Here is a 17,796-nt window from a genome sequence, read left to right as displayed (position 1 = left end):
GAGTTGCTGACTCAACCGCATTCTTCCTTTCCGAGAACGGAAACCCAGGCGAAGTTGTCGAATTCGACACCACCGAGAACGTCTTTATGCGTCCAAAAGACGACCGCACCAACGAGTACGTGAATGGACGATTTGGTTGATGTTCACCTTTGGTTCACCTGCTGAACAGAGTGGGTTAATCACTTGGCTCGAAAATCAAAATCGTCATCCAGACTTTCTAAAAGGAGAAACCATGCGTTTGAACAAGATCGCCAGCATTTCCGCTGGTGCAGCGATCATCGCAGCAACCGTTTTTAGCGGTTCAGCTGCCATGGCTGCAGAGACCATCACCGGTACCGGTGCTAGCTACACCCTTTCACTTCAGACCGAGTGTGCCGCTGCGTACACCCAGCACCAAGTAACTTACGTTTCCAAGGGGTCAACCACTGGTCGTTCGGACTTCTCCAAGGGCGTTAGCGACTTCGGTGGATCTGACATCATTTACAAGACCTCTGAGACCAAGCCAAAGAACTTCACCTACGTACCTCTTCTAGGTGGACCAATTGCTATTTCTTACAACATTGCAGGCCTAACCCGCCTGAACCTAACCGCAGCCGTGATCAGCGACATCTACCTGGGCAAGATCACCAAGTGGAACGACAAGGCGATTGTTGCTTTGAACCAGAGCTCAAAGGCCCTGCTTCCAGACGCGACCATTACCCCGGTTTACCGTTCGGACGGCTCTGGTACCACCGCTAACTTCACCAACTACCTAAAGCAGGTAGCGGGCAAAGCTTGGGCATTCAGCGACGCTTTCAAGACTGCAGCAACCGGCGTTGTTGGTGTTGGTGCAAGCGGTAACTCTGCTGTTGCAACCACCATCAAGTCGACCGCTAACTCTTTCGGTTACATCGACCTAGCGGATGCAAACAAGAACGCTCTTCCTATCGCTCACCTTGAGAACGGTGTTAAGGGTCAGTTCCTAAAGCCAACCATCGCAAACTCGAAGAAGTTCATCGAGGCGACTTCCATGAAGTCAACCGGTGAGGTTGTATTCGACTACAACAAGGTTCTTCCAGGTGCTTACAACTTGTCGCTCGTTTCCTACGGAATCGCACCGACCAAGGCTGGCACCGCGAAGGCTGACGCTGTTCGCGAGTACCTGACCTACTTCATCAAGGACTGTGCACCTTCGAAGGCAGCAGCTGTCGGTTACGTAGCGCTATCTGGAAAGTTCCAGACCACTGCTCTGAAGCTAGTTTCCAAGGTCGACTAAGACAACAAAACAATGATTCAACACATCTGGGGCGCGGTCATACCGTGCCCCAGATGTTCCATTTGGAGGGAAAGTAAATGCGCCGCTTAGTTTCTGCAATTGCACTGTCGGGAGCGATCCTGGCAACATTGACGGCTTGCGACCCTCCAATGCCTGAATCCCTTTTGGTTGAGCTGGCAGAACGCACCGTGATCTGTCCAGAAAGCGCTGTTGACGTTTCGGTCACGGAGTCTGTGCTGGATGTTTCGAGCTTCTGGAATGACAGCCTCACCAACGCCTGCCCAGTCACTTTCAACATAGTTGAAGAGGCCGCAAGTGGCATTCAAATTACAGACCACGAGTCTTTCAAATGCGAGCCCTTCCTAAGCGTTCCGGTAGCCATGGATGCAGCGGTTGTAACCTTCATGGTCGGCGATAACTACGAGCTAACCCTGGATGCCCCGACACTGGCTGGAATCCTCTCGGGCGCAATCACAAACTGGTCAGACCCAGCAATTGTTGCGCTGAACGAATACGCAATCTTGCCAGATCAGGAGATTGTCGTGTCTCCTTCTGCCCTAGGACCTGCCAGAGACGCCATGGAGACCTGGCTTGAGAGCGAAACCGGCGCGGATCTAGACCTGAGCTACATCGAAGATGTTCCAGGTCTGGAGTCTGAGAGTATTTATGCCCTCGCAGACGGAGAGATTCGAATCACTGCTTTCTCGAGCACACTAACAACTGGCTACCCACTCGCAAACATCGCAACCATTCCTGGCGATGTAGCAAGTGTTGTGGTTCCTGATGCTCGTTTGATTCAGACCGCAGGTACACAGGTTGACGTAATCAAAGACGTCGATGCGCAAACTGTGAACTTTGCCTACAACAAGGAAAACGAAGCTAAGCCACTTTTGGGTGCTGTTGATGCCCTTGCTCCTTATGCTCCGGTCTATGCCATCAAGATGGGGCTGTGCGGTGAGGACACTGTTGATCTTCGCAACACCGCTCGCTACCTTTTGCGTCTTGACGCTCAGGGTGTAATCGCAACCGGTGTTTCATCTCCACTGCCAGAGCACATTCGCATCGCAGCTGCAGCGCTAATTGATGCTGGAAACCCAAGCATCGACCTAGGCGCTGAGGGAACTGAGTAGCTCTCAATTACACTTATCCGGTGCCAAAACAATCCCTGGGTGTAGGAAGACTGCTGATTGCTATTTACGCAATCTTTGCAATTTCCGCTACCGCTAGGGCTAGCTACCAGCTAATTCGCGAGTTTGATCAGGCCCCATTGGCCTATTCACTCTCTGCACTTTCGGCGGCGGTCTATTTGCTGGCCACCTACTCGCTCACCAAGCAAGAACCAAAGTGGCAGCGCATTGCCATTTTCACAATCTGGTTTGAATTAGTCGGCGTTATTGTAGTGGGAGCACTGAGCTGGGCACTGCCTGCGCTATTTGCCCATCCTTCGGTTTGGTCAAATTTCGGAGCGGGTTATGCCTTTATCCCGCTGCTACTTCCAATTCTTGGATTGATCTGGATTAGGAATCGCCATGCTGTCAATAACTAGTCCAGCTGAAATTGACCTTGAATCAAGCCCTGGCACAGCTGTTGCGATTGGCAAGTTTGATGGCCTTCACCTCGGGCATCAGCAGCTGCTGCACGAACTTTTGGAGTATTCCGAGGAGGCTGGCTTGGTGCCGGCTGTAATCACCTTTGATCGCCACCCAAAGGCACTCCTAGATCCCGAGAATTGCCCTAGGCCCGTTATCGGACCCGCGCAAAAGGCTGATCTCATGACCGCGGCGGGTGTTGAGGTTTTGCTAACCCTGCCGTTTACTAAAGACCTTGCGAATCTAAGCCCCAAGGACTTCATCGAACAGGTGATTTCCCCGCTTGGTGCGCAGATGATCTTCGTTGGCGAAGGCTTCAGGTTTGGAAGTCACGGCACCGGGACCGTAAATGATCTAAGGGAATTCGGTCCGCAATTTGGTTTTAGGGTGCGCGAGGTTGCGCAAGTTCAGGCGGCCGGTCGCAAAATTTCCTCGACGGACCTAAGGGCAATTCTCGATGCCGGCAAGGTCGAGGTTGCCAGTTTGCTACTTGGTCGAAATCACCAGGTCACCGGAATTGTCGAGCATGGTCGAAAGCTGGGTCGAACTCTTGGTTTTCCAACCGCAAACATTTCTAGAAGTGCCGAAGGATACCTTCCGGGCGACGGCGTTTACGCTGGCTATTTGTATGCCGAAGGGGTTCGCTACCCGGCTGCTCACTCGGTGGGCACTAACGACACCATTGGAGAGGTGCCAAAGATTTTGGAATCTCACGTTATCGGTCGTACCGACCTAGATCTTTACGACCTTGAGGTGACTTGCGAATTTGTTGCCCAGGTCAGGGGCTGGGCAAAATTTGCCTCGCTAGAAGAGCTGATTGCCCAGATAACTGTGGACGTTAAGAAGGCATCCGAAATCCTCGGAGAGTAGTCTTCTAGCATGAACTTCGTAGACGCCATAGCTTCTGGATTCAAAAACTACTTCAACTTCAAGGGCAGAGCCTCTCGCTCTGAATTCTGGTACTGGCTGCTCTTCACAATTCTGCTGAGCTTGGTGCTTGGCACTATCGAGACTGTTATCTGGCCAGCGGCTCCGATGGATAGTGAGGATCTAGAAGCGGTCTTGACTTCCGCCTTCAGCGCTCCGACCCCGCTAACCTCGCTGGCAAACCTGATTCTCTTCATTCCTGGTCTTTCGGTAACCGCCAGAAGGTTCCACGACGCTGGATTTAGCGCGAAGTGGCTGTTATTGCTTTTAGCACCTGCGGCTTATTCGATTTTTGCGATTGTTGGCTTGGTTGCAATTGGGGCCAGCTACTTCGAATCCACCATGCCAAGCGTTGAAGATTTCCCGGTTGAGGTACTGATGTCGGTGATCTTCTTGATTGCGCCGATCTTTGCACTCGGGTTCGCGGTGTTTGTAATTCACATGATTTTCGCCCTGAAGCCAACCAGATCCTTTTATGACGGCAACAAATATGTTGAACCAACCCCATTGTCATCTCTTGACGAGGGAACCACCGCCTAGACGAAATCGCTTTTTATCCCTAGACTTCTCAGGTTGCCGTGTAACGGCCGCGGATCAAGAGAGCTTGAAACTCCCTGTTTCAGGCGCCGCGCAGCGAGGGAAAGGAAAAAGCAATGGCATTAGATCTAGCCGTAAAGACCCAAATCATCGAGGAATACGCCACTAAGCCAGGCGACACAGGTTCTCCTGAGGTTCAGATTGCTGTGCTCAGCCGCCGCATTGCTGACCTTACCGAGCACCTAAAGGACCACAAGCACGACCACCACTCCCGTCGCGGATTGTTGCTACTTGTTGGTCAGCGTCGCCGTCTACTCGGTTACCTACAGAACGTTGACATTTCCCGTTACCGTTCACTAATCGAGCGCCTAGGCCTTCGTCGATAATTTCGGATTTATGCCAAGACCCCCGGACACAGTGTGTTCGGGGGTCTTGCATTTCCTAGGCATTTTGCCTATTGCTTGTTAGGCTTTACATAGGAGTTCGCGAAGGCGGGTCCTCGGTGGAAATCTTTGGGTCACTCGTCCCAGATGTTTTTACTGACGACCAGCACTTCATAAGGCCAATCGGCCTTCTCCAGCACGCAGCAAACTTGCAATTGCGAGTTGACGCTTCGCGTGCGCTGAGGAAAAGGAGGGGCCATGGAAGGCCCAGAAATCAAAGCAACAGAAGCAATTATTGACAACGGCAAGCACGGCAAGCGCGTAATCCGCTTCGAGACTGGGCGACTAGCTCAGCAGGCAGCCGGTAGCGCAGCGGTATACATTGACGAAGAGACCATGCTCTTTTCGGCAACCACCGCATCAAAGCAGCCAAAAGACCAGTTCGACTTCTTCCCGCTAACCATCGACGTTGAAGAACGTATGTATGCAGCTGGAAAGATCCCAGGTTCATTCTTCCGTCGTGAGGGTCGCCCATCGACCGCAGCTATCTTGGCTGCTCGTCTGATCGACCGCCCACTTCGCCCATCATTCGTTGATGGTCTTCGTAACGAGATCCAGGTCGTTGTGACCGTTATGTCTATCGAGCCAGATGAGCTTTATGACGTAGTAGCTATCAACGCAGCTTCGATGTCTACCCAGCTTGCAGGTCTACCGTTCTCTGGCCCAGTTGCCGGTGTTCGCGTAGCCCTAATCGATGGCCAGTGGGTTGCATTCCCTAAGTACTCACAGCTTGAGAGGGCTGTATTCGACATGGTTGTTGCAGGTCGCGTTGTCATCGAAGATGGCAAGGAAGACGTTGCAATCATGATGGTTGAGGCTGAGGCTACCGAGGGTTCAATGGACCTAATCGCAGCTGGCGCAATCGCTCCTACCGAGGAGATCGTTGCTCAGGGCCTAGAGGCAGCCAAGCCTTTCATCAAGGAATTGGTTCGCGCTCAGGTTGAGCTTGCAAAGTTGGCAGCTAAGCCAACCGCAGACTTCCCAGTGTTTTTGCCTTACTCCGATGAGGTTTACGCAGCGGTTTCCAAGGCAGCTGAGACCGAGCTTGCTCGCGTCTACCAGATCGCCGACAAGCAGCAGCGCCAGGAGCAGGACGATGCCCTAAAGGCAAAGGTCAAAGAAGAGATGGTTTCGGTTCTTTCCGAAGAGCAGATGCCTCAGTTCTCCGCTGCATACAAGTCTGTGACCAAGAAGGTCATGCGTACTCGTGTGCTAAAGGAAGGCATCCGTATCGATGGTCGTGGTCTTCGCGACATTCGTGCACTAGATGCTGAGGTTGCAGTTATTCCTCGCACCCACGGTTCAGCAATCTTCCAGCGCGGTGAGACCCAGATCCTGGGCGTCACCACCTTGAACATGCTGAAGATGGAGCAGCAGCTAGACGCTTTGACCCCAGAGACCTCAAAGCACTACATGCACCACTACAACTTCCCTCCTTACTCCACCGGTGAGACTGGTCGCGTTGGTTCTCCAAAGCGTCGCGAAATCGGTCACGGAGCATTGGCAGAGCGCGCACTTGTGCCGGTATTGCCAAAGCGCGAGGACTTCCCATACGCAATTCGTCAGGTATCCGAAGCTCTTAGCTCAAACGGTTCAACCTCGATGGGTTCGGTTTGTGCTTCAACCCTTTCGCTACTAAACGCAGGTGTGCCACTTCGTGCACCAGTTGCCGGTATCGCAATGGGTCTGATCTCAGACACCGTTGACGGCAAGGTTCAGTACGCAGCATTGACCGACATCCTGGGTGCAGAAGACGCACTGGGAGACATGGACTTCAAGGTTGCCGGTACTCGCGAGTTCGTAACCGCTATCCAGCTAGACACTAAGTTGGATGGAATTCCAGCTTCGGTTCTTGCCGGAGCTCTTACTCAGGCCAAGGAAGCTAGAAACTACATCCTTGACGTGATGCTAGAGGCGATTGACGCTCCAGACGAGCTATCTCCTTACGCTCCTCGCGTTATTGCGGTCAAGATTCCTATCGACAAGATCGGTGAGGTCATTGGTCCAAAGGGCAAGATGATCAACCAGATCCAGGAAGACACCGGAGCTGACATCTCGATTGAGGATGACGGAACCGTTTACATTGGTGCAACCAATGGTGAGAGTGCTGAGGCTGCAAAGGCTGCGATTAACGCCATTGCAAACCCACACGTTCCTGAGATCGGTGAGCGCTTCCTAGGTACCGTTGTGAAGCTAGCCACCTTTGGTGCCTTCATCTCGCTAATGCCTGGCAAGGACGGTCTTCTGCACGTCTCCGAGCTCAAGAAGATCGCTGGCGGCAAGCGCGTCGAGAACGTTGAAGACATTCTCGAGGTTGGCCAGAAGCTTCAGGTAGAGATCACCAAGGTCGATGACCGTGGCAAGCTATCGCTTGCTCCAGTTGTTGAGGGAGAAGAAAGCGCTGCGGAAGCAGAGTAAGAATTGCTCTTCGAACTAAATAAGTCCCAGTCGTTCACCGCTGAGGCAGCCCGAGTTTCTCGCTCGGTGCTGCCTAGCGGTGTTCGCATTTTGACCGAGGAAGTCCCCGGCGCACCATCGGTTGCAATCTCCGCTTCAGTTGCAGTTGGTTCTAGGGATGAAACCGGCGGTCACTTCGGCTCAACTCACTTTTTAGAGCACCTGCTATTCAAGGGCACCAAGCGCCGCGGTCAAAAAGACATTTCTGTCGCTTTTGACTCGGTTGGCGGGTCTTCCAACGCTGCAACTGCCAAGGAATACACCAGCTATTACGCGCGCGTGCAAAACTCTGCGCTGCCTTTAGCCATGGACCTGTTGGTTGACATGTTCACCTCAGCGAGAATCGACGACTCGGACTTCACTGTCGAGCGCACTGTAATTCTCGAAGAGCTTGCGATGAACGATGACGATCCTGAGGATGTCGCACATGAAGCTCTGGCCGAAGCGCTACTGCCAGATCACGAACTTGGCCGACCAATCGGCGGCACCCCGCACACCATCAACGCGGTTGACCGCGATTCGGTGTTTGAGCACTACCTTAAGCACTACCGCCCGGAGAACCTAGTTATTACAGTCGCCGGCGGCGCGAGCCACGAAATGGTTGTCGAGCTAATCAATGCTGAGCTTGCTCGGGTCGACTGGAATGCAGCGTCGACCCCAAATCAGCGCAGGGCTCAGTTTGATGCGCCACTTGGCGAGACTGACAAATTTAGATTTATCGAAAAAGATGTCGCGCAGGCCAATGTTCTGCTGGGTTTTCAGAGCATTCGCGGAAACGATGACGCAAGGTATGCGCTTGGGATCATGAACACCATCCTGGGTGGCGGAATGTCGTCCAGGCTCTACCAGGCCATTCGCGAGGAGCGCGGCTTGGCATACTCAACCTACTCATACCAGCAGGGCTATGCCGATGCTGGTTACTACGGCCTTTACGCTGGCACCAATCCGGAGAATGCGGTCGTGGTGACCAAGCTGATGTGGGAAATCTTCCAAGAGCTTGCGGACAACGGGGTGACCCAAGCGGAATACGATCTCGCGCTGGGAAACATCACAGGTGGACTTGCACTTCGATACGAGAGTTCAATCGCTCGTATGAACCGCCTGCTATCGGCTGAAATTGGAACCGGAGAGTACCTCTCGGTCTCTGAGGTCATGGAGCGATTTAGTTCAGTAACGCTTTCTGATGTGCAGCAAATTGCCCAGAGAATAATCACATCACCCTCCTCGCTAATTGCGGTGGGCGAAGGACTTGAACATCTCCAAGACTTAGCTTGATAGATTTATGAGCATGATCTCAGTAGCGGTAGTAGGCGCAAGCGGCAGAATGGGCAGCCTCGCGCTGCAACTAATTGACACCGATGCCAACCTAAAGCTGCACGCTTCCCTGAACTCAAAGTCCGATCTGGCAAACATGCTTGGCGCTGATGTTGTGATTGACTTCACGCTTCCAAAGGTGAGCCCGACAGTGGTTGAGTACGCCATCAAGCACGATCTCAAGATTATTGTTGGCACCTCCGGTTGGAGCGAAATCCACCTTGCAGAACTGGGTAAGTTGCTTTCTGAGCACCCAACTGCCGCAGCAGTTGTGGTTCCAAACTTTTCTATCGGTTCGATGCTGGCTCAGCAGTTTGCGGTGCAGGCAGCGAAGTACTTTGACTCAATCGAAATTGTTGAGGCTCACCATGCCGGCAAGGTCGATTCACCTTCCGGCACCGCGGTGAGAACCGCTGAGCAAATTGCCCAGGCTCGCAAGGGAATGGTCCAGCCACTAATTCCAGGTGTAGACCAGCCGGCTCGCGGTCAAGTGGTTGCCGGTGTGCCAATTCACTCACTCCGCCTGCAGGGAGTATCCGCGAAGCAGGACGTGATTTTTGGAGCGGGCAATGAGCTTTTGACCATTTCTCACGAGGTTTCTTCGCACCATGCCTATGCCGAGGGTATTCGCCTGTGCATCGCTTTTGCCCAGAACGCTAAGGGCCTAACAGTTGGACTTGATCAGGTCGTAGCGAACTAGTGTCAGCAAAAATCTGGGCCTTGGTAATGGCCGCGTTGGCTGTCATCTATGTGGTTTTGCTTGGGCAAAAAGCCATCTTGCTTTTACTTGAGGCGAGTCTGGTGGCCAAGGCAATGGGTGTTGCACTTTTAGTGTTGCCCTTGATTGCAGCGTGGGCAATCCTCACGGAAATCAAATTTGGTATGGACGCCGAGAGACTTGCTCGCAGAAACTCTGAGCCCCCGCTGGAGTTTGTCCTTCGACCCAGTGGTAAGCCAACCAAGGAAAGTGCTCAGGTCGAGTTTGAGCGAATCAAATCTCAGGTGTCACAAGATCTTTCGAACTGGGAACTTTGGTTCCGCCTAGGGGAGTGCTACGAGGCTTCCGGTGACCGCAAGCTAGCTCGCAAGTCAATCCGCAAGGCAATCAAGCTAGCGAACGAGTCCAAAGCGCTTTAGCCCTAGGTACATCTGGCAACCTAGGCAGAAGTTGAAAAACGCGTTTAGGAAAGCTGCAAAGAAAATAAAGCCAGCGCTTACCGCGACCAATACCGGTGCAAACCAGAAGCCAACCAGCCCCAAAAGTGCAAACCCAAGTCCGACCTTCTGAGCGAACTGTGGTGGGCGTGAGTCTTCGAGCTCGCTAGGAGCAGCCAGTCGCGGGCGAACCAGATTCTTGAAGACAAGTCCGTAAGGGTGAGTTTTAGGGCTAAACACGCTCCAGCTAAATAGCACTGCCAGCAGCACGATTAGCGGGTAGGCAGTGAAGAAGCCCCCTGGGGCTGAAACAGCAATACCGAAAGCGGTAAGGGACAGCGCGCTTGTGATTGCGGCACCGAATCTTGGGCCACGAGGATCGATTAGTTCTGCACTCATTTGATTCCTAACTTAGTTAGCTCTTGTTGAATTAGTCCTGGTTTTGGAACACCGCTCACGCGGAAGGTCACTTCGCCTTTGGGGTTGAGGATAAAGACCGTTGGGGTTTGCGAAATGTTGAACTTGGCGGCCACATCGATTCGGTCGGTGAGGTCCACCTCGGCATGAAGCACGCCTTCAGTGCGGCTCTCAATTTCCGCAAGCGAACGTCGAACCGCCGGGCACCGACCGCAGTACTCAGTCGAAAACAGCAGCAGAGTAGCGCTCTTGCCCGGATCAGTGACGGGCTGGCCATTTTGGTGAGCCCCAAGGCGTGCAAGGTCAATAATCTGGCTTCTTTGGATGCTTCGACCACTGCCGGTGGATACCTTGTAGAAGATCCCGGCAATTAGCGTGAGGCCTAAAAGTCCAAGCGCAAGATACAAACCGGTGAATTCCACTTGCCAAGGGTAAGCGATTGCACGGACCAGTTGCGGAGTGTTGCGCTTTTTTACTTTTTGCCTCGTCTAGGCTTGGGGACCGTGAATGAAATTCAATTTAGATCCGATATGACCGTTGAGCTGGTTCGAGCTTCCGCCAACGATGCAGATGTGCTTTATGCCGCAAGAGTTTCCACTCAGGGCGAGCAGACCCTAGAGGGTGCGCTCAAGGCTGATGCCGAAACCGATAAGCGTGACAAGGGCTTGATCAACTACCTGATGCGCGATCGCCACGGATCTCCTTTTGAGCACAACTCACTTACTTTCTATGTTCAAGCTCCAATCTTCGTTTTCCGCGAATTCATGCGCCACCGCATCGCAAGCTACAACGAGGAATCTGGTCGCTACCGTGAGCTTCAACCGGTTTTCTACGTACCAGGCCCAGAGCGCAAGTTAGTTCAGGTTGGAAAGCCTGGACACTATGAGTTTCTTGACGGGAGCGCTGAACAGACCGCACTGGTTGAACAGGAAACCATGGCTGTCACCCGAGCTGCCTATGAGGCTTACCAGCGCATGCTGGAGGCTGGAATTGCGCGAGAAGTGGCTCGTATCGTGCTGCCGCTAAACATTTACTCGAGCATGTATGTAACCATGAACTCTCGTTCGCTGATGAACTTCCTATCGCTTCGCACCTCACGAGAGGGCACTCACTTCCCGTCCTACCCGCAGCGCGAGATCGAAATGGTTGCCGAGAAGATGGAAGATTTCTGGGCGGAACTTATGCCTTTGACCTATGAGTCCTTCAACGCCAACGGTCGCGTCGCTCCCTAGTCGAGTGAACATTCCGTAAATTTGCTCGATGCTGGAGATTTCAAGGGCTAAAATAAATAGATAACCATCTATTTAGGAGCGACCTTGGCGATTGAGTTAAACCCCCAAGAAAAGCAAATGCACCTGCGATCCCTTGACGCGGTAGTAGATCGCTTCGCAGAAAAGTATCTAGGCGTATTTGCTAAAGAAACCATCGAGAGAGTGGTCTTCGAGTCATACGCGTCCTTGCTGCGGACAGCAACCAGCAACCAGCAGTTTCTGGTTGCGCGCGCAGAAAAGTTCTCCTTTGACCGTCTCAGGGCTTTGTTTGTATCGCAAGATGATTCTCGCAAACTAGGCCCCGAGGTCTTATTTGTCTGTGTTCAAAATGCCGGCCGCTCCCAAATGGCAATGGCTTTCATGCAGGCTATGGCAGGAGACAAGGTGACTGTAATGTCTGCTGGTTCGATGCCAGCCGCCGAAGTAAATGCCAATGCCATAGCGGTAATGAATGAGTTGGGATTGTCGCTTGAAGGCGCGTTCCCTAAGCCCCTTACTGATGATGTGGTGCGTGCCGCAGACGTGGTAATCACCATGGGCTGTGGAGATGCATGTCCTCTATACCCTGGAAAACGCTACTTGGATTGGAATCTCGAAGATCCCGCGGAGCTTGACCTCGATGGTGTCCGCCGCGTCAGAGACGAAATTAAGCGCCGAGTCGAACAGTTGCTGTCAGAGCTGCTTTAGTCTCCTAAGGTATCTTCGGAGTCAATCGGCACCAGCCGCTTCGAAATGCGAGTTCTGCGGAGCGTTAGGTAAAGCGACAATTCAATGAGCAGTGCGCTAATAAGATCAAGCACCACGGTCGCCACCAGCGTTGCCAACAGCACTAATGCGTCGAGTCTGGATTGCTTTGCCGTTTGCCTAAGTTCGTCGATTCGCACCATGTGATATGCGGTTGCAATTAGCACTCCGCCAAAGAATGGCACCGCGAAATTGGCCAGCGCCTGGCCAAAGAGTTCGCGATTAGGTTGGTGAGTGTCAAAACCGGAAAGCCGATCCGCAATCATTGCCTAGAGCAATGACTCCAAGCCTGCCAATAGGTTTTTCGCTAGGTAAGCGGTCACTGACCCCTGGATAAATAGCCGTCTTTGGCGTACAAATAGCAACGGTATCGCTTGGAAGGCGCTTTGCCATGCAGGTAGGCTAGTCAAATGGTTCAACAACATAAAGATCTCTTCGGTCAGGTGCTGGTCGCGCTTGTGACCCCGATGACCGCGGATGGCGAAGTCGATTGGGATGCCACCGAGCGTCACATGGACTATGTAATTTCAAATGGTGCAGACGGTGTTGTCGTGACTGGCACCACCGGTGAAACCTCAACATTGACCGATGCTGAGAAGATCAAGTTGGTCGAGGTTGGAAAGTCTGTTTCTGCAGGCCGCGCCAAGATCATCACCGGCGGTGGCTCTAACGAAACCGCTCACGCCATGCAGCTTTACAAGGCCAGCGAAAAAGCTGGTGCAGACGGCGTCATGATCGTCACCCCTTATTACAACAAGCCAACTCAGGCTGGAATTCTTACCCACTTCCGACTAATCGCAGATGCCACGGACCTGCCGGTTATCTTGTATGACATCCCAGGTCGCACCGGTGTTGCAATTGCCTACGACACTTTCCACCGCGCCGCTAAGCACCCAAACATCATTGCAATCAAGGACGCCAAGGGTGATTTAGCTCAGGCTTCTCGATTGATGTTGGAAACCGGACTTTTGTATTTCTCCGGAGATGATCCGAACGTGCTGCCTCATCTTTCGATTGGGGCCACCGGTCTGATTGGTGTCACCGCCAACATCGCTCCTCACGCCTATCGCGAGATGGTGGATGCCACCAATAAGAACGACTTCCACTCGGCACTCAAAGTCCACAACGCCCTTGAGCCTTTGCAGCGTGCGATTATGACTCACGTCCCTGGAACCGTTGCGGCAAAGTATGTACTGCATGGTTTGGGACACATCAACTCTCCCCGCGTGCGCTTGCCGCTGGTTGGTCCAGAGGACCACGAGGCAGCCGCAATTGAGAGTGGAATCGACCAGGTGGTTTCGGTGCCAGGTTTGAGCTTCAACAACTTCAGGCCTGATCGCAATGCCGCAGCCGGCGGAGCACTTCCTAAAGTTGCAGGAACCACTCGCTAGTGGAGTTATCTGCCCCAGCACCGCTAAAGCCAGGCGTTTTACGCATAATTCCGCTTGGCGGAATTGGTGAAATCGGTCGCAACATGACCGTATTTGAACTAGACGGTCAAATCATGATTCTGGACTGCGGTGTGCTGTTCCCAGAGGAGACCCAACCCGGTGTAGATCTGATTTTGCCGGACTTTGGTTACCTTGAGGACAAGCTGGACCGGATTGTCGGAGCTGTGCTCACCCACGGTCACGAGGACCACATCGGCGGAGTCCCCTACCTTTTGGCGATGCGCAAAGACATCCCAATCATTGGTTCAACGCTAACTCTCGCGCTGGTCGAGGCAAAACTCAAAGAACACCGAATCACCCCCTTTTCTCACACCGTGAAAGAGGGTCAGATTGAGCAGCTTGGCCCTTTCAATCTTGAGTTTGTGGCAGTAAACCACTCGATTCCAGACTCGCTGGCGGTAATCGTCCGTAGCGCTGCCGGAACCGTCTTGGCAACTGGTGATTTCAAGATGGACCAGTTACCACTTGATGGTCGTCTGACGGATCTTCGCACCTTCGCAAGAATCGGCGAAGAAGGTCTTGATCTATTCATGGTGGACAGCACCAATGCCGATGTTCCAGGCTTCACGCCGCTAGAGCGCGATATCGGTCCAGTGATCGAGAACGTAATTAGCAAGACCCCGGGCAAGGTGGTGGTTGCTTCATTCTCCTCACACGTTCACCGCGTGCAGCAGGTGCTGGATGCAGCAGTTGCAAACAATCGCAAAGTGGCCTTTGTTGGCCGCAGCATGGTGCGCAACATGGGCATCGCAGCAGATCTTGGCTACCTCAAAGTCCCAGCGGGTTTGATTGTTGACCTCAATGACATCGATGAGATTCCGGATAACCGAATAGTCCTGATGTCCACCGGTAGCCAGGGCGAACCAATGGCTGTGCTTTCCCGAATTGCCAACAGCGATCACCGCATCATCATTGGTGAGGGTGACACTGTTTTGATGGCTTCCTCCTTGATTCCAGGTAATGAAAATGCGGTTTACCGAGTGATCGATGGATTGATTCGACTTGGTGCGAATGTGGTTCACAAGGGCAATGCCAAGGTTCACGTCTCTGGACACGCTGCCGCAGGGGAGTTGCTCTACTGCTACAACATCCTCAAGCCCAAAAACGTACTTCCGATTCACGGTGAGGCTCGTCACCTACACGCTAATGCCAAGCTGGCTATTCAAACTGGTGTGCCTGCCGAGCAGACTCTGATTGTTCACGATGGTGCCGTAATTGACCTTGTCGATGGTGTCGCGAAGGTCGTTGGCCAGGTTCCTTGCGACATGCTCTATGTCGATGGGAAGACGGTGGGAAAGATTACCGATGAGGACCTCAAGGACCGCAGAATCCTTGCTGCCGAGGGCTTCATTTCAATTTTTGCGGTGATTGATCCGAGTACCGGCAAGGTTGTCGAAGGGCCTGAGATTCGCGCTCGAGCATATGCCGAGGACGACCATGTCTTTGATGACATCCTTCCTGAGATTCAACGTGCCCTTGAGCGTGCTGCCGGTGAGGGCATCAGAGACACCTACACAATGCAACAGGTGATTCGAAGGACCATTGGTGGTTGGGTGGCAAAAGCTCACCGCAGAAAGCCGATGATCATCCCGATCGTTGTTCACTCCTCCCGCCCTGCCTAGGGCAAATTGACACAAAGCCTTGCTAACTTGTTTGCATGGCTTCAAAGACTCCACCGCCTAGAAAACCCAGCGGTAGAAAACCAGCTCGAACTGCAGCTCCTAGCGCTGCGGCCGCTAAGCCACGTCCGGCGAAGCCGCAGGGGCAAGGTTTTTTGGCGGGACTAAGCAAGTTTTACCTGGGTACTGCCCATCTATTGGGCAAATTGGTCAGGGCATTTAGCACAGAGAAACTAGCTGACGATGATCGTCGAGATGGTGCACCATTTTTTGTATTTCTACTTTCGGTTTTCGGAGCGGTTTTTGCCTGGTTTCTAATCAATGAACCATGGGCAAAAGCTCTTCACTCGTATACCTTTGGGATGCTTTTTGGCCTAGTGGCTTATGCGCTGCCGGCAATCTTCCTTTTCTACTCACTGTTTTTGTTTAGGCACCCGGCTTCGGTGCGCGATAGTTCGCGATTCGCCGTCGGTTTTTGGCTGTTTTTATCGGTGATCTCAGGCTTTTTCCACATCTTTGGCGGAACTCCCTCTCCAAATGTGGATGGCCCAGAAGGTTTGGCCCTCGCCGGAGGGTTATTCGGTTGGTTGATCGGTGGGCCGCTGTTGAGCATGCTGACCATCTGGGGCGCGACACCGGTGTTGGTGCTTTTGGTAGCGGTTTCGGTGTTGGTTATGACTGGCACCGCTCCAAACAAGATCAAGCCACGCCTAACCGAGTTCTACAACTTCCTCTTCGGCATAAAGCCAAAGGCTGAAATTCTGGATGCTTTTGACGGGAAGAAATCCAGCTGGTGGAACAAGGACAAGGATGCCAAGCCGGCGTTTGATACTGCGGTGGTTGAGGCAATAGACGACTTTGTCGACGAGCACCTAGCAGAGTCTTATCCAGCGGTTGAAATGACTGATCCGGTTGAAGAACTCGAGTTTCTATCTCAAGAAGAGGGCCTCACCGAGCCAATCGATGTGCTCGAAGAGGCAGCCGTGGCCGCCCCTAAGGTCAAAAAAGCCAATAAGCCATACGTGCTCCCTTCGCTCTCTCTTTTGGCCCCTGGCACTCCACCAAAGGCTAAGAGTGCGGTAAATGACCAAATCGTTGCTGCAATCAATGATGTCTTCAAGGAATTTGATGTCGAGGCCAGAGTCTCTGGATTCCAGCGCGGTCCAACAGTTACTCGCTACGAGGTTGAACTTGCTCCTGGAGTCAAGGTCGAGGCGGTAACTCGCCTCACCAACAATATTTCTTATGCGGTGGCTTCCAACGAGGTTCGAATCCTGGCACCGATCCCCGGCAAGAGCGCAATCGGAATTGAAATTCCAAATACCGATCGAGAGACAGTGTCACTGGGAGATGTGCTTCGCAGCAAAAATGCCACCAACAGCACCCACCCACTCACCATTGGTGTCGGTAAAGATGTCGAGGGTGGCTACCTGGTGGCGAACTTGGCGAAGATGCCTCACCTGTTGGTGGCTGGTGCAACAGGAGCGGGTAAGTCCTCTTTTGTGAACGCCATGATTACCTCGATATTGATGCGCTCTAAGCCATCCGAGGTGCGCATGGTTCTGATCGACCCAAAGCGAGTAGAGCTTGCTGCCTACCAGGGTGTTCCTCACCTGGTTACGCCAATCATTACAAACCCCAAGAAGGCTGCCGAGGCGCTGCAGTGGGTTGTCAAGGAAATGGATTCTCGATACGACGACTTGGCAAGTTTTGGCTTTAAGCACATCGATGACTTCAACCGAGCAATTGTTGCCGGCGAGGTCAAGTTGCCAGAGAATTCGCGTCGAGAACTACAGCCCTACCCATACCTGTTGGTGGTTGTGGATGAGCTAGCAGACCTCATGATTGTGGCTCCTCGTGATGTTGAAGACTCGATTGTGCGAATCACGCAGCTTGCAAGAGCCTCCGGTATTCACCTGGTGCTTGCAACCCAGCGTCCATCGGTTGATGTGGTAACCGGTTTGATCAAGGCGAACGTGCCATCAAGGTTGGCCTTCTCGGTTTCCTCGCTCACCGACTCGCGAGTAATCCTGGATCAGCCAGGTGCCGAGAAGCTAGTTGGTCAGGGAGACGCTCTTTTCGCACCAATGGGCTCCAACAAGCCGGTGCGAGTCCAGGGTGCTTGGATTGCCGAAGATGAACTACATCGAATCGTGAACCACGTAAAGGCCCAAATGGAGCCTGAGTATCGCAGCGATGTGACTGTGGTTGCACAGACCCGCGTTGTGGATAGTGACATTGGTGATGACCTGGATCTCTTGCTTCAGGCCACCAACTTGGTTGTCAACTCGCAGTTTGGCTCGACTTCAATGCTGCAGCGAAAGCTCAGGGTCGGCTTTGCCAAGGCCGGAAGACTCATGGATCTCATGGAATCCAGGGGCATTGTCGGGCCTTCAGAAGGCTCCAAGGCGAGAGATGTTTTGGTCAAGCCAGATGAACTCCCACAACTACTCGCCAAGTTGTCAGGAGCAACCTCAGCGGTGTTTGAGGGCGACCTGCCGGCGGATGAGGATGACGGCGATGAAGATGCTTGGCAGCTAACCGGTAGGCGAGATGACTTCTAGATCTTTCCTGTATCGCCAAACTCCAAACCTAATCACCTCAGTTCGAATCCTGA

At 52.9% G+C, this 17,796-nt stretch carries 18 protein-coding genes; 15 read left to right on the top strand and 3 right to left on the bottom strand.

Going from position 1 to position 17,796, the window contains the following annotated elements:
* The first annotated feature begins 232 nt into the window (after window positions 1-232).
* The 10 genes from AC128V_RS03530 (at window position 233) to AC128V_RS03485 (ending at window position 9,659) form a co-directional block, all read left to right on the top strand.
* Complete coding sequence (locus AC128V_RS03530; RefSeq protein WP_482763298.1) at window positions 233-1,255, top strand: phosphate ABC transporter substrate-binding protein PstS; 1,023 nt, start codon at window positions 233-235, stop codon at window positions 1,253-1,255.
* Between the two features lie 77 nt (window positions 1,256-1,332).
* Window positions 1,333-2,385 carry a substrate-binding domain-containing protein gene (locus AC128V_RS03525; protein WP_482763297.1) on the top strand — a complete coding sequence of 351 codons (1,053 nt, stop codon included), beginning with the start codon at window positions 1,333-1,335 and terminating at the stop codon, window positions 2,383-2,385.
* Between the two features lie 20 nt (window positions 2,386-2,405).
* Window positions 2,406-2,801, top strand: coding sequence for a hypothetical protein (locus AC128V_RS03520; RefSeq protein ID WP_482763296.1), 396 nt, complete (start codon window positions 2,406-2,408; stop codon window positions 2,799-2,801).
* Window positions 2,785-3,714: a riboflavin biosynthesis protein RibF gene (gene ribF / locus AC128V_RS03515; protein ID WP_482763295.1), complete on the top strand. Its 930-nt coding sequence runs from the start codon at window positions 2,785-2,787 to the stop codon at window positions 3,712-3,714. Before AC128V_RS03520 ends, ribF begins: the two co-directional genes overlap by 17 nt.
* Window positions 3,715-3,723: 9 nt before the next feature.
* Entirely contained in the window at window positions 3,724-4,311 is a 588-nt protein-coding gene (locus AC128V_RS03510) for a DUF805 domain-containing protein (RefSeq protein WP_482763294.1), read from the top strand.
* A gap of 113 nt (window positions 4,312-4,424) precedes the next feature.
* Window positions 4,425-4,694, top strand: coding sequence for a 30S ribosomal protein S15 (gene rpsO, locus AC128V_RS03505; RefSeq protein WP_482763293.1), 270 nt, complete (start codon window positions 4,425-4,427; stop codon window positions 4,692-4,694).
* 255 nt (window positions 4,695-4,949) lie between these two features.
* Complete coding sequence (locus tag AC128V_RS03500) at window positions 4,950-7,169, top strand: polyribonucleotide nucleotidyltransferase (RefSeq protein WP_482763292.1); 2,220 nt, start codon at window positions 4,950-4,952, stop codon at window positions 7,167-7,169.
* A 3-nt stretch (window positions 7,170-7,172) separates the two neighbouring features.
* Window positions 7,173-8,483 (top strand): M16 family metallopeptidase, encoded by a 1,311-nt coding sequence (locus AC128V_RS03495; protein ID WP_482763291.1) that lies wholly within the window; start codon window positions 7,173-7,175, stop codon window positions 8,481-8,483.
* A 7-nt stretch (window positions 8,484-8,490) separates the two neighbouring features.
* On the top strand, window positions 8,491-9,222 hold the full coding sequence (gene dapB, locus AC128V_RS03490) for a 4-hydroxy-tetrahydrodipicolinate reductase (RefSeq protein ID WP_482763290.1): 732 nt from the start codon (window positions 8,491-8,493) through the stop codon (window positions 9,220-9,222).
* Window positions 9,222-9,659 carry a tetratricopeptide repeat protein gene (locus tag AC128V_RS03485; RefSeq protein WP_482763289.1) on the top strand — a complete coding sequence of 146 codons (438 nt, stop codon included), beginning with the start codon at window positions 9,222-9,224 and terminating at the stop codon, window positions 9,657-9,659. Before dapB ends, AC128V_RS03485 begins: the two co-directional genes overlap by 1 nt.
* Here the strand turns inward: AC128V_RS03485 and AC128V_RS03480 are convergent.
* Both AC128V_RS03480 and AC128V_RS03475 read right to left on the bottom strand, forming a co-directional pair.
* Window positions 9,633-10,076, bottom strand: a complete 444-nt coding sequence (locus AC128V_RS03480; RefSeq protein ID WP_482763288.1) for a DUF4395 domain-containing protein — start codon at window positions 10,074-10,076, stop codon at window positions 9,633-9,635. The genes AC128V_RS03485 and AC128V_RS03480 overlap by 27 nt on opposite strands.
* Window positions 10,073-10,516 carry a thioredoxin family protein gene (locus tag AC128V_RS03475; RefSeq protein WP_482763287.1) on the bottom strand — a complete coding sequence of 148 codons (444 nt, stop codon included), beginning with the start codon at window positions 10,514-10,516 and terminating at the stop codon, window positions 10,073-10,075. The genes AC128V_RS03480 and AC128V_RS03475 overlap by 4 nt, the downstream gene beginning before the upstream one ends.
* A 108-nt stretch (window positions 10,517-10,624) precedes the next feature.
* Between AC128V_RS03475 and thyX the strand changes: the two genes are divergently transcribed.
* Both thyX and AC128V_RS03465 read left to right on the top strand, forming a co-directional pair.
* Window positions 10,625-11,326 carry an FAD-dependent thymidylate synthase gene (gene thyX, locus AC128V_RS03470; protein ID WP_482763299.1) on the top strand — a complete coding sequence of 234 codons (702 nt, stop codon included), beginning with the start codon at window positions 10,625-10,627 and terminating at the stop codon, window positions 11,324-11,326.
* A gap of 117 nt (window positions 11,327-11,443) precedes the next feature.
* Complete coding sequence (locus AC128V_RS03465) at window positions 11,444-12,052, top strand: arsenate reductase ArsC (RefSeq protein ID WP_482763286.1); 609 nt, start codon at window positions 11,444-11,446, stop codon at window positions 12,050-12,052.
* Here AC128V_RS03465 and AC128V_RS03460 read toward each other — a convergent pair.
* Entirely contained in the window at window positions 12,049-12,375 is a 327-nt protein-coding gene (locus AC128V_RS03460) for a hypothetical protein (RefSeq protein WP_482763285.1), read from the bottom strand. The two genes, AC128V_RS03465 and AC128V_RS03460, sit on opposite strands and share 4 nt — an antisense overlap.
* 144 nt (window positions 12,376-12,519) lie before the next feature.
* Here AC128V_RS03460 and dapA point away from each other — a divergent pair, with 144 nt between their 5' ends.
* Genes dapA through AC128V_RS03445 form a run of 3 tightly spaced genes read left to right on the top strand, consistent with a single transcriptional unit; the run spans window position 12,520 to window position 17,743 of the window.
* The gene (gene dapA / locus AC128V_RS03455; protein WP_482763284.1) at window positions 12,520-13,500 is read left to right on the top strand and encodes a 4-hydroxy-tetrahydrodipicolinate synthase; all 981 of its coding nucleotides are present in this window, start codon (window positions 12,520-12,522) and stop codon (window positions 13,498-13,500) included.
* Window positions 13,500-15,182, top strand: coding sequence for a ribonuclease J (locus AC128V_RS03450; protein ID WP_482763283.1), 1,683 nt, complete (start codon window positions 13,500-13,502; stop codon window positions 15,180-15,182). The genes dapA and AC128V_RS03450 overlap by 1 nt, the downstream gene beginning before the upstream one ends.
* A gap of 35 nt (window positions 15,183-15,217) precedes the next feature.
* Window positions 15,218-17,743 (top strand): FtsK/SpoIIIE family DNA translocase, encoded by a 2,526-nt coding sequence (locus tag AC128V_RS03445; protein WP_482763282.1) that lies wholly within the window; start codon window positions 15,218-15,220, stop codon window positions 17,741-17,743.
* The last annotated feature ends 53 nt before the right edge of the window (window positions 17,744-17,796 follow it).

This window comes from Aquiluna sp., assembly GCF_965064355.1.
The sequence above is the reverse complement of the archived record's forward strand: the minus strand, read 5'-3'. Positions and strand labels throughout refer to the sequence as shown.

Bases quoted from the DNA above. Each gene is read 5' to 3' on its own strand.
- AC128V_RS03525 (WP_482763297.1), top strand. From the start codon at position 1,333: ATGCGCCGCTTAGTTTCTGCAATTGCACTGTCGGGAGCGATCCTGGCA.
- thyX (WP_482763299.1), top strand. From the start codon at position 10,625: ATGACCGTTGAGCTGGTTCGAGCTTCCGCCAACGATGCAGATGTGCTT.
- AC128V_RS03510 (WP_482763294.1), top strand. From the start codon at position 3,724: ATGAACTTCGTAGACGCCATAGCTTCTGGATTCAAAAACTACTTCAAC.
- AC128V_RS03460 (WP_482763285.1), bottom strand. From the start codon at position 12,375: ATGATTGCGGATCGGCTTTCCGGTTTTGACACTCACCAACCTAATCGC.
- AC128V_RS03500 (WP_482763292.1), top strand. From the start codon at position 4,950: ATGGAAGGCCCAGAAATCAAAGCAACAGAAGCAATTATTGACAACGGC.
- rpsO (WP_482763293.1), top strand. From the start codon at position 4,425: ATGGCATTAGATCTAGCCGTAAAGACCCAAATCATCGAGGAATACGCC.
- AC128V_RS03530 (WP_482763298.1), top strand. From the start codon at position 233: ATGCGTTTGAACAAGATCGCCAGCATTTCCGCTGGTGCAGCGATCATC.
- AC128V_RS03445 (WP_482763282.1), top strand. From the start codon at position 15,218: ATGGCTTCAAAGACTCCACCGCCTAGAAAACCCAGCGGTAGAAAACCA.
- AC128V_RS03480 (WP_482763288.1), bottom strand. From the start codon at position 10,076: ATGAGTGCAGAACTAATCGATCCTCGTGGCCCAAGATTCGGTGCCGCA.
- ribF (WP_482763295.1), top strand. From the start codon at position 2,785: ATGCTGTCAATAACTAGTCCAGCTGAAATTGACCTTGAATCAAGCCCT.
- dapA (WP_482763284.1), top strand. From the start codon at position 12,520: ATGGTTCAACAACATAAAGATCTCTTCGGTCAGGTGCTGGTCGCGCTT.
- AC128V_RS03465 (WP_482763286.1), top strand. From the start codon at position 11,444: ATGCACCTGCGATCCCTTGACGCGGTAGTAGATCGCTTCGCAGAAAAG.
- dapB (WP_482763290.1), top strand. From the start codon at position 8,491: ATGAGCATGATCTCAGTAGCGGTAGTAGGCGCAAGCGGCAGAATGGGC.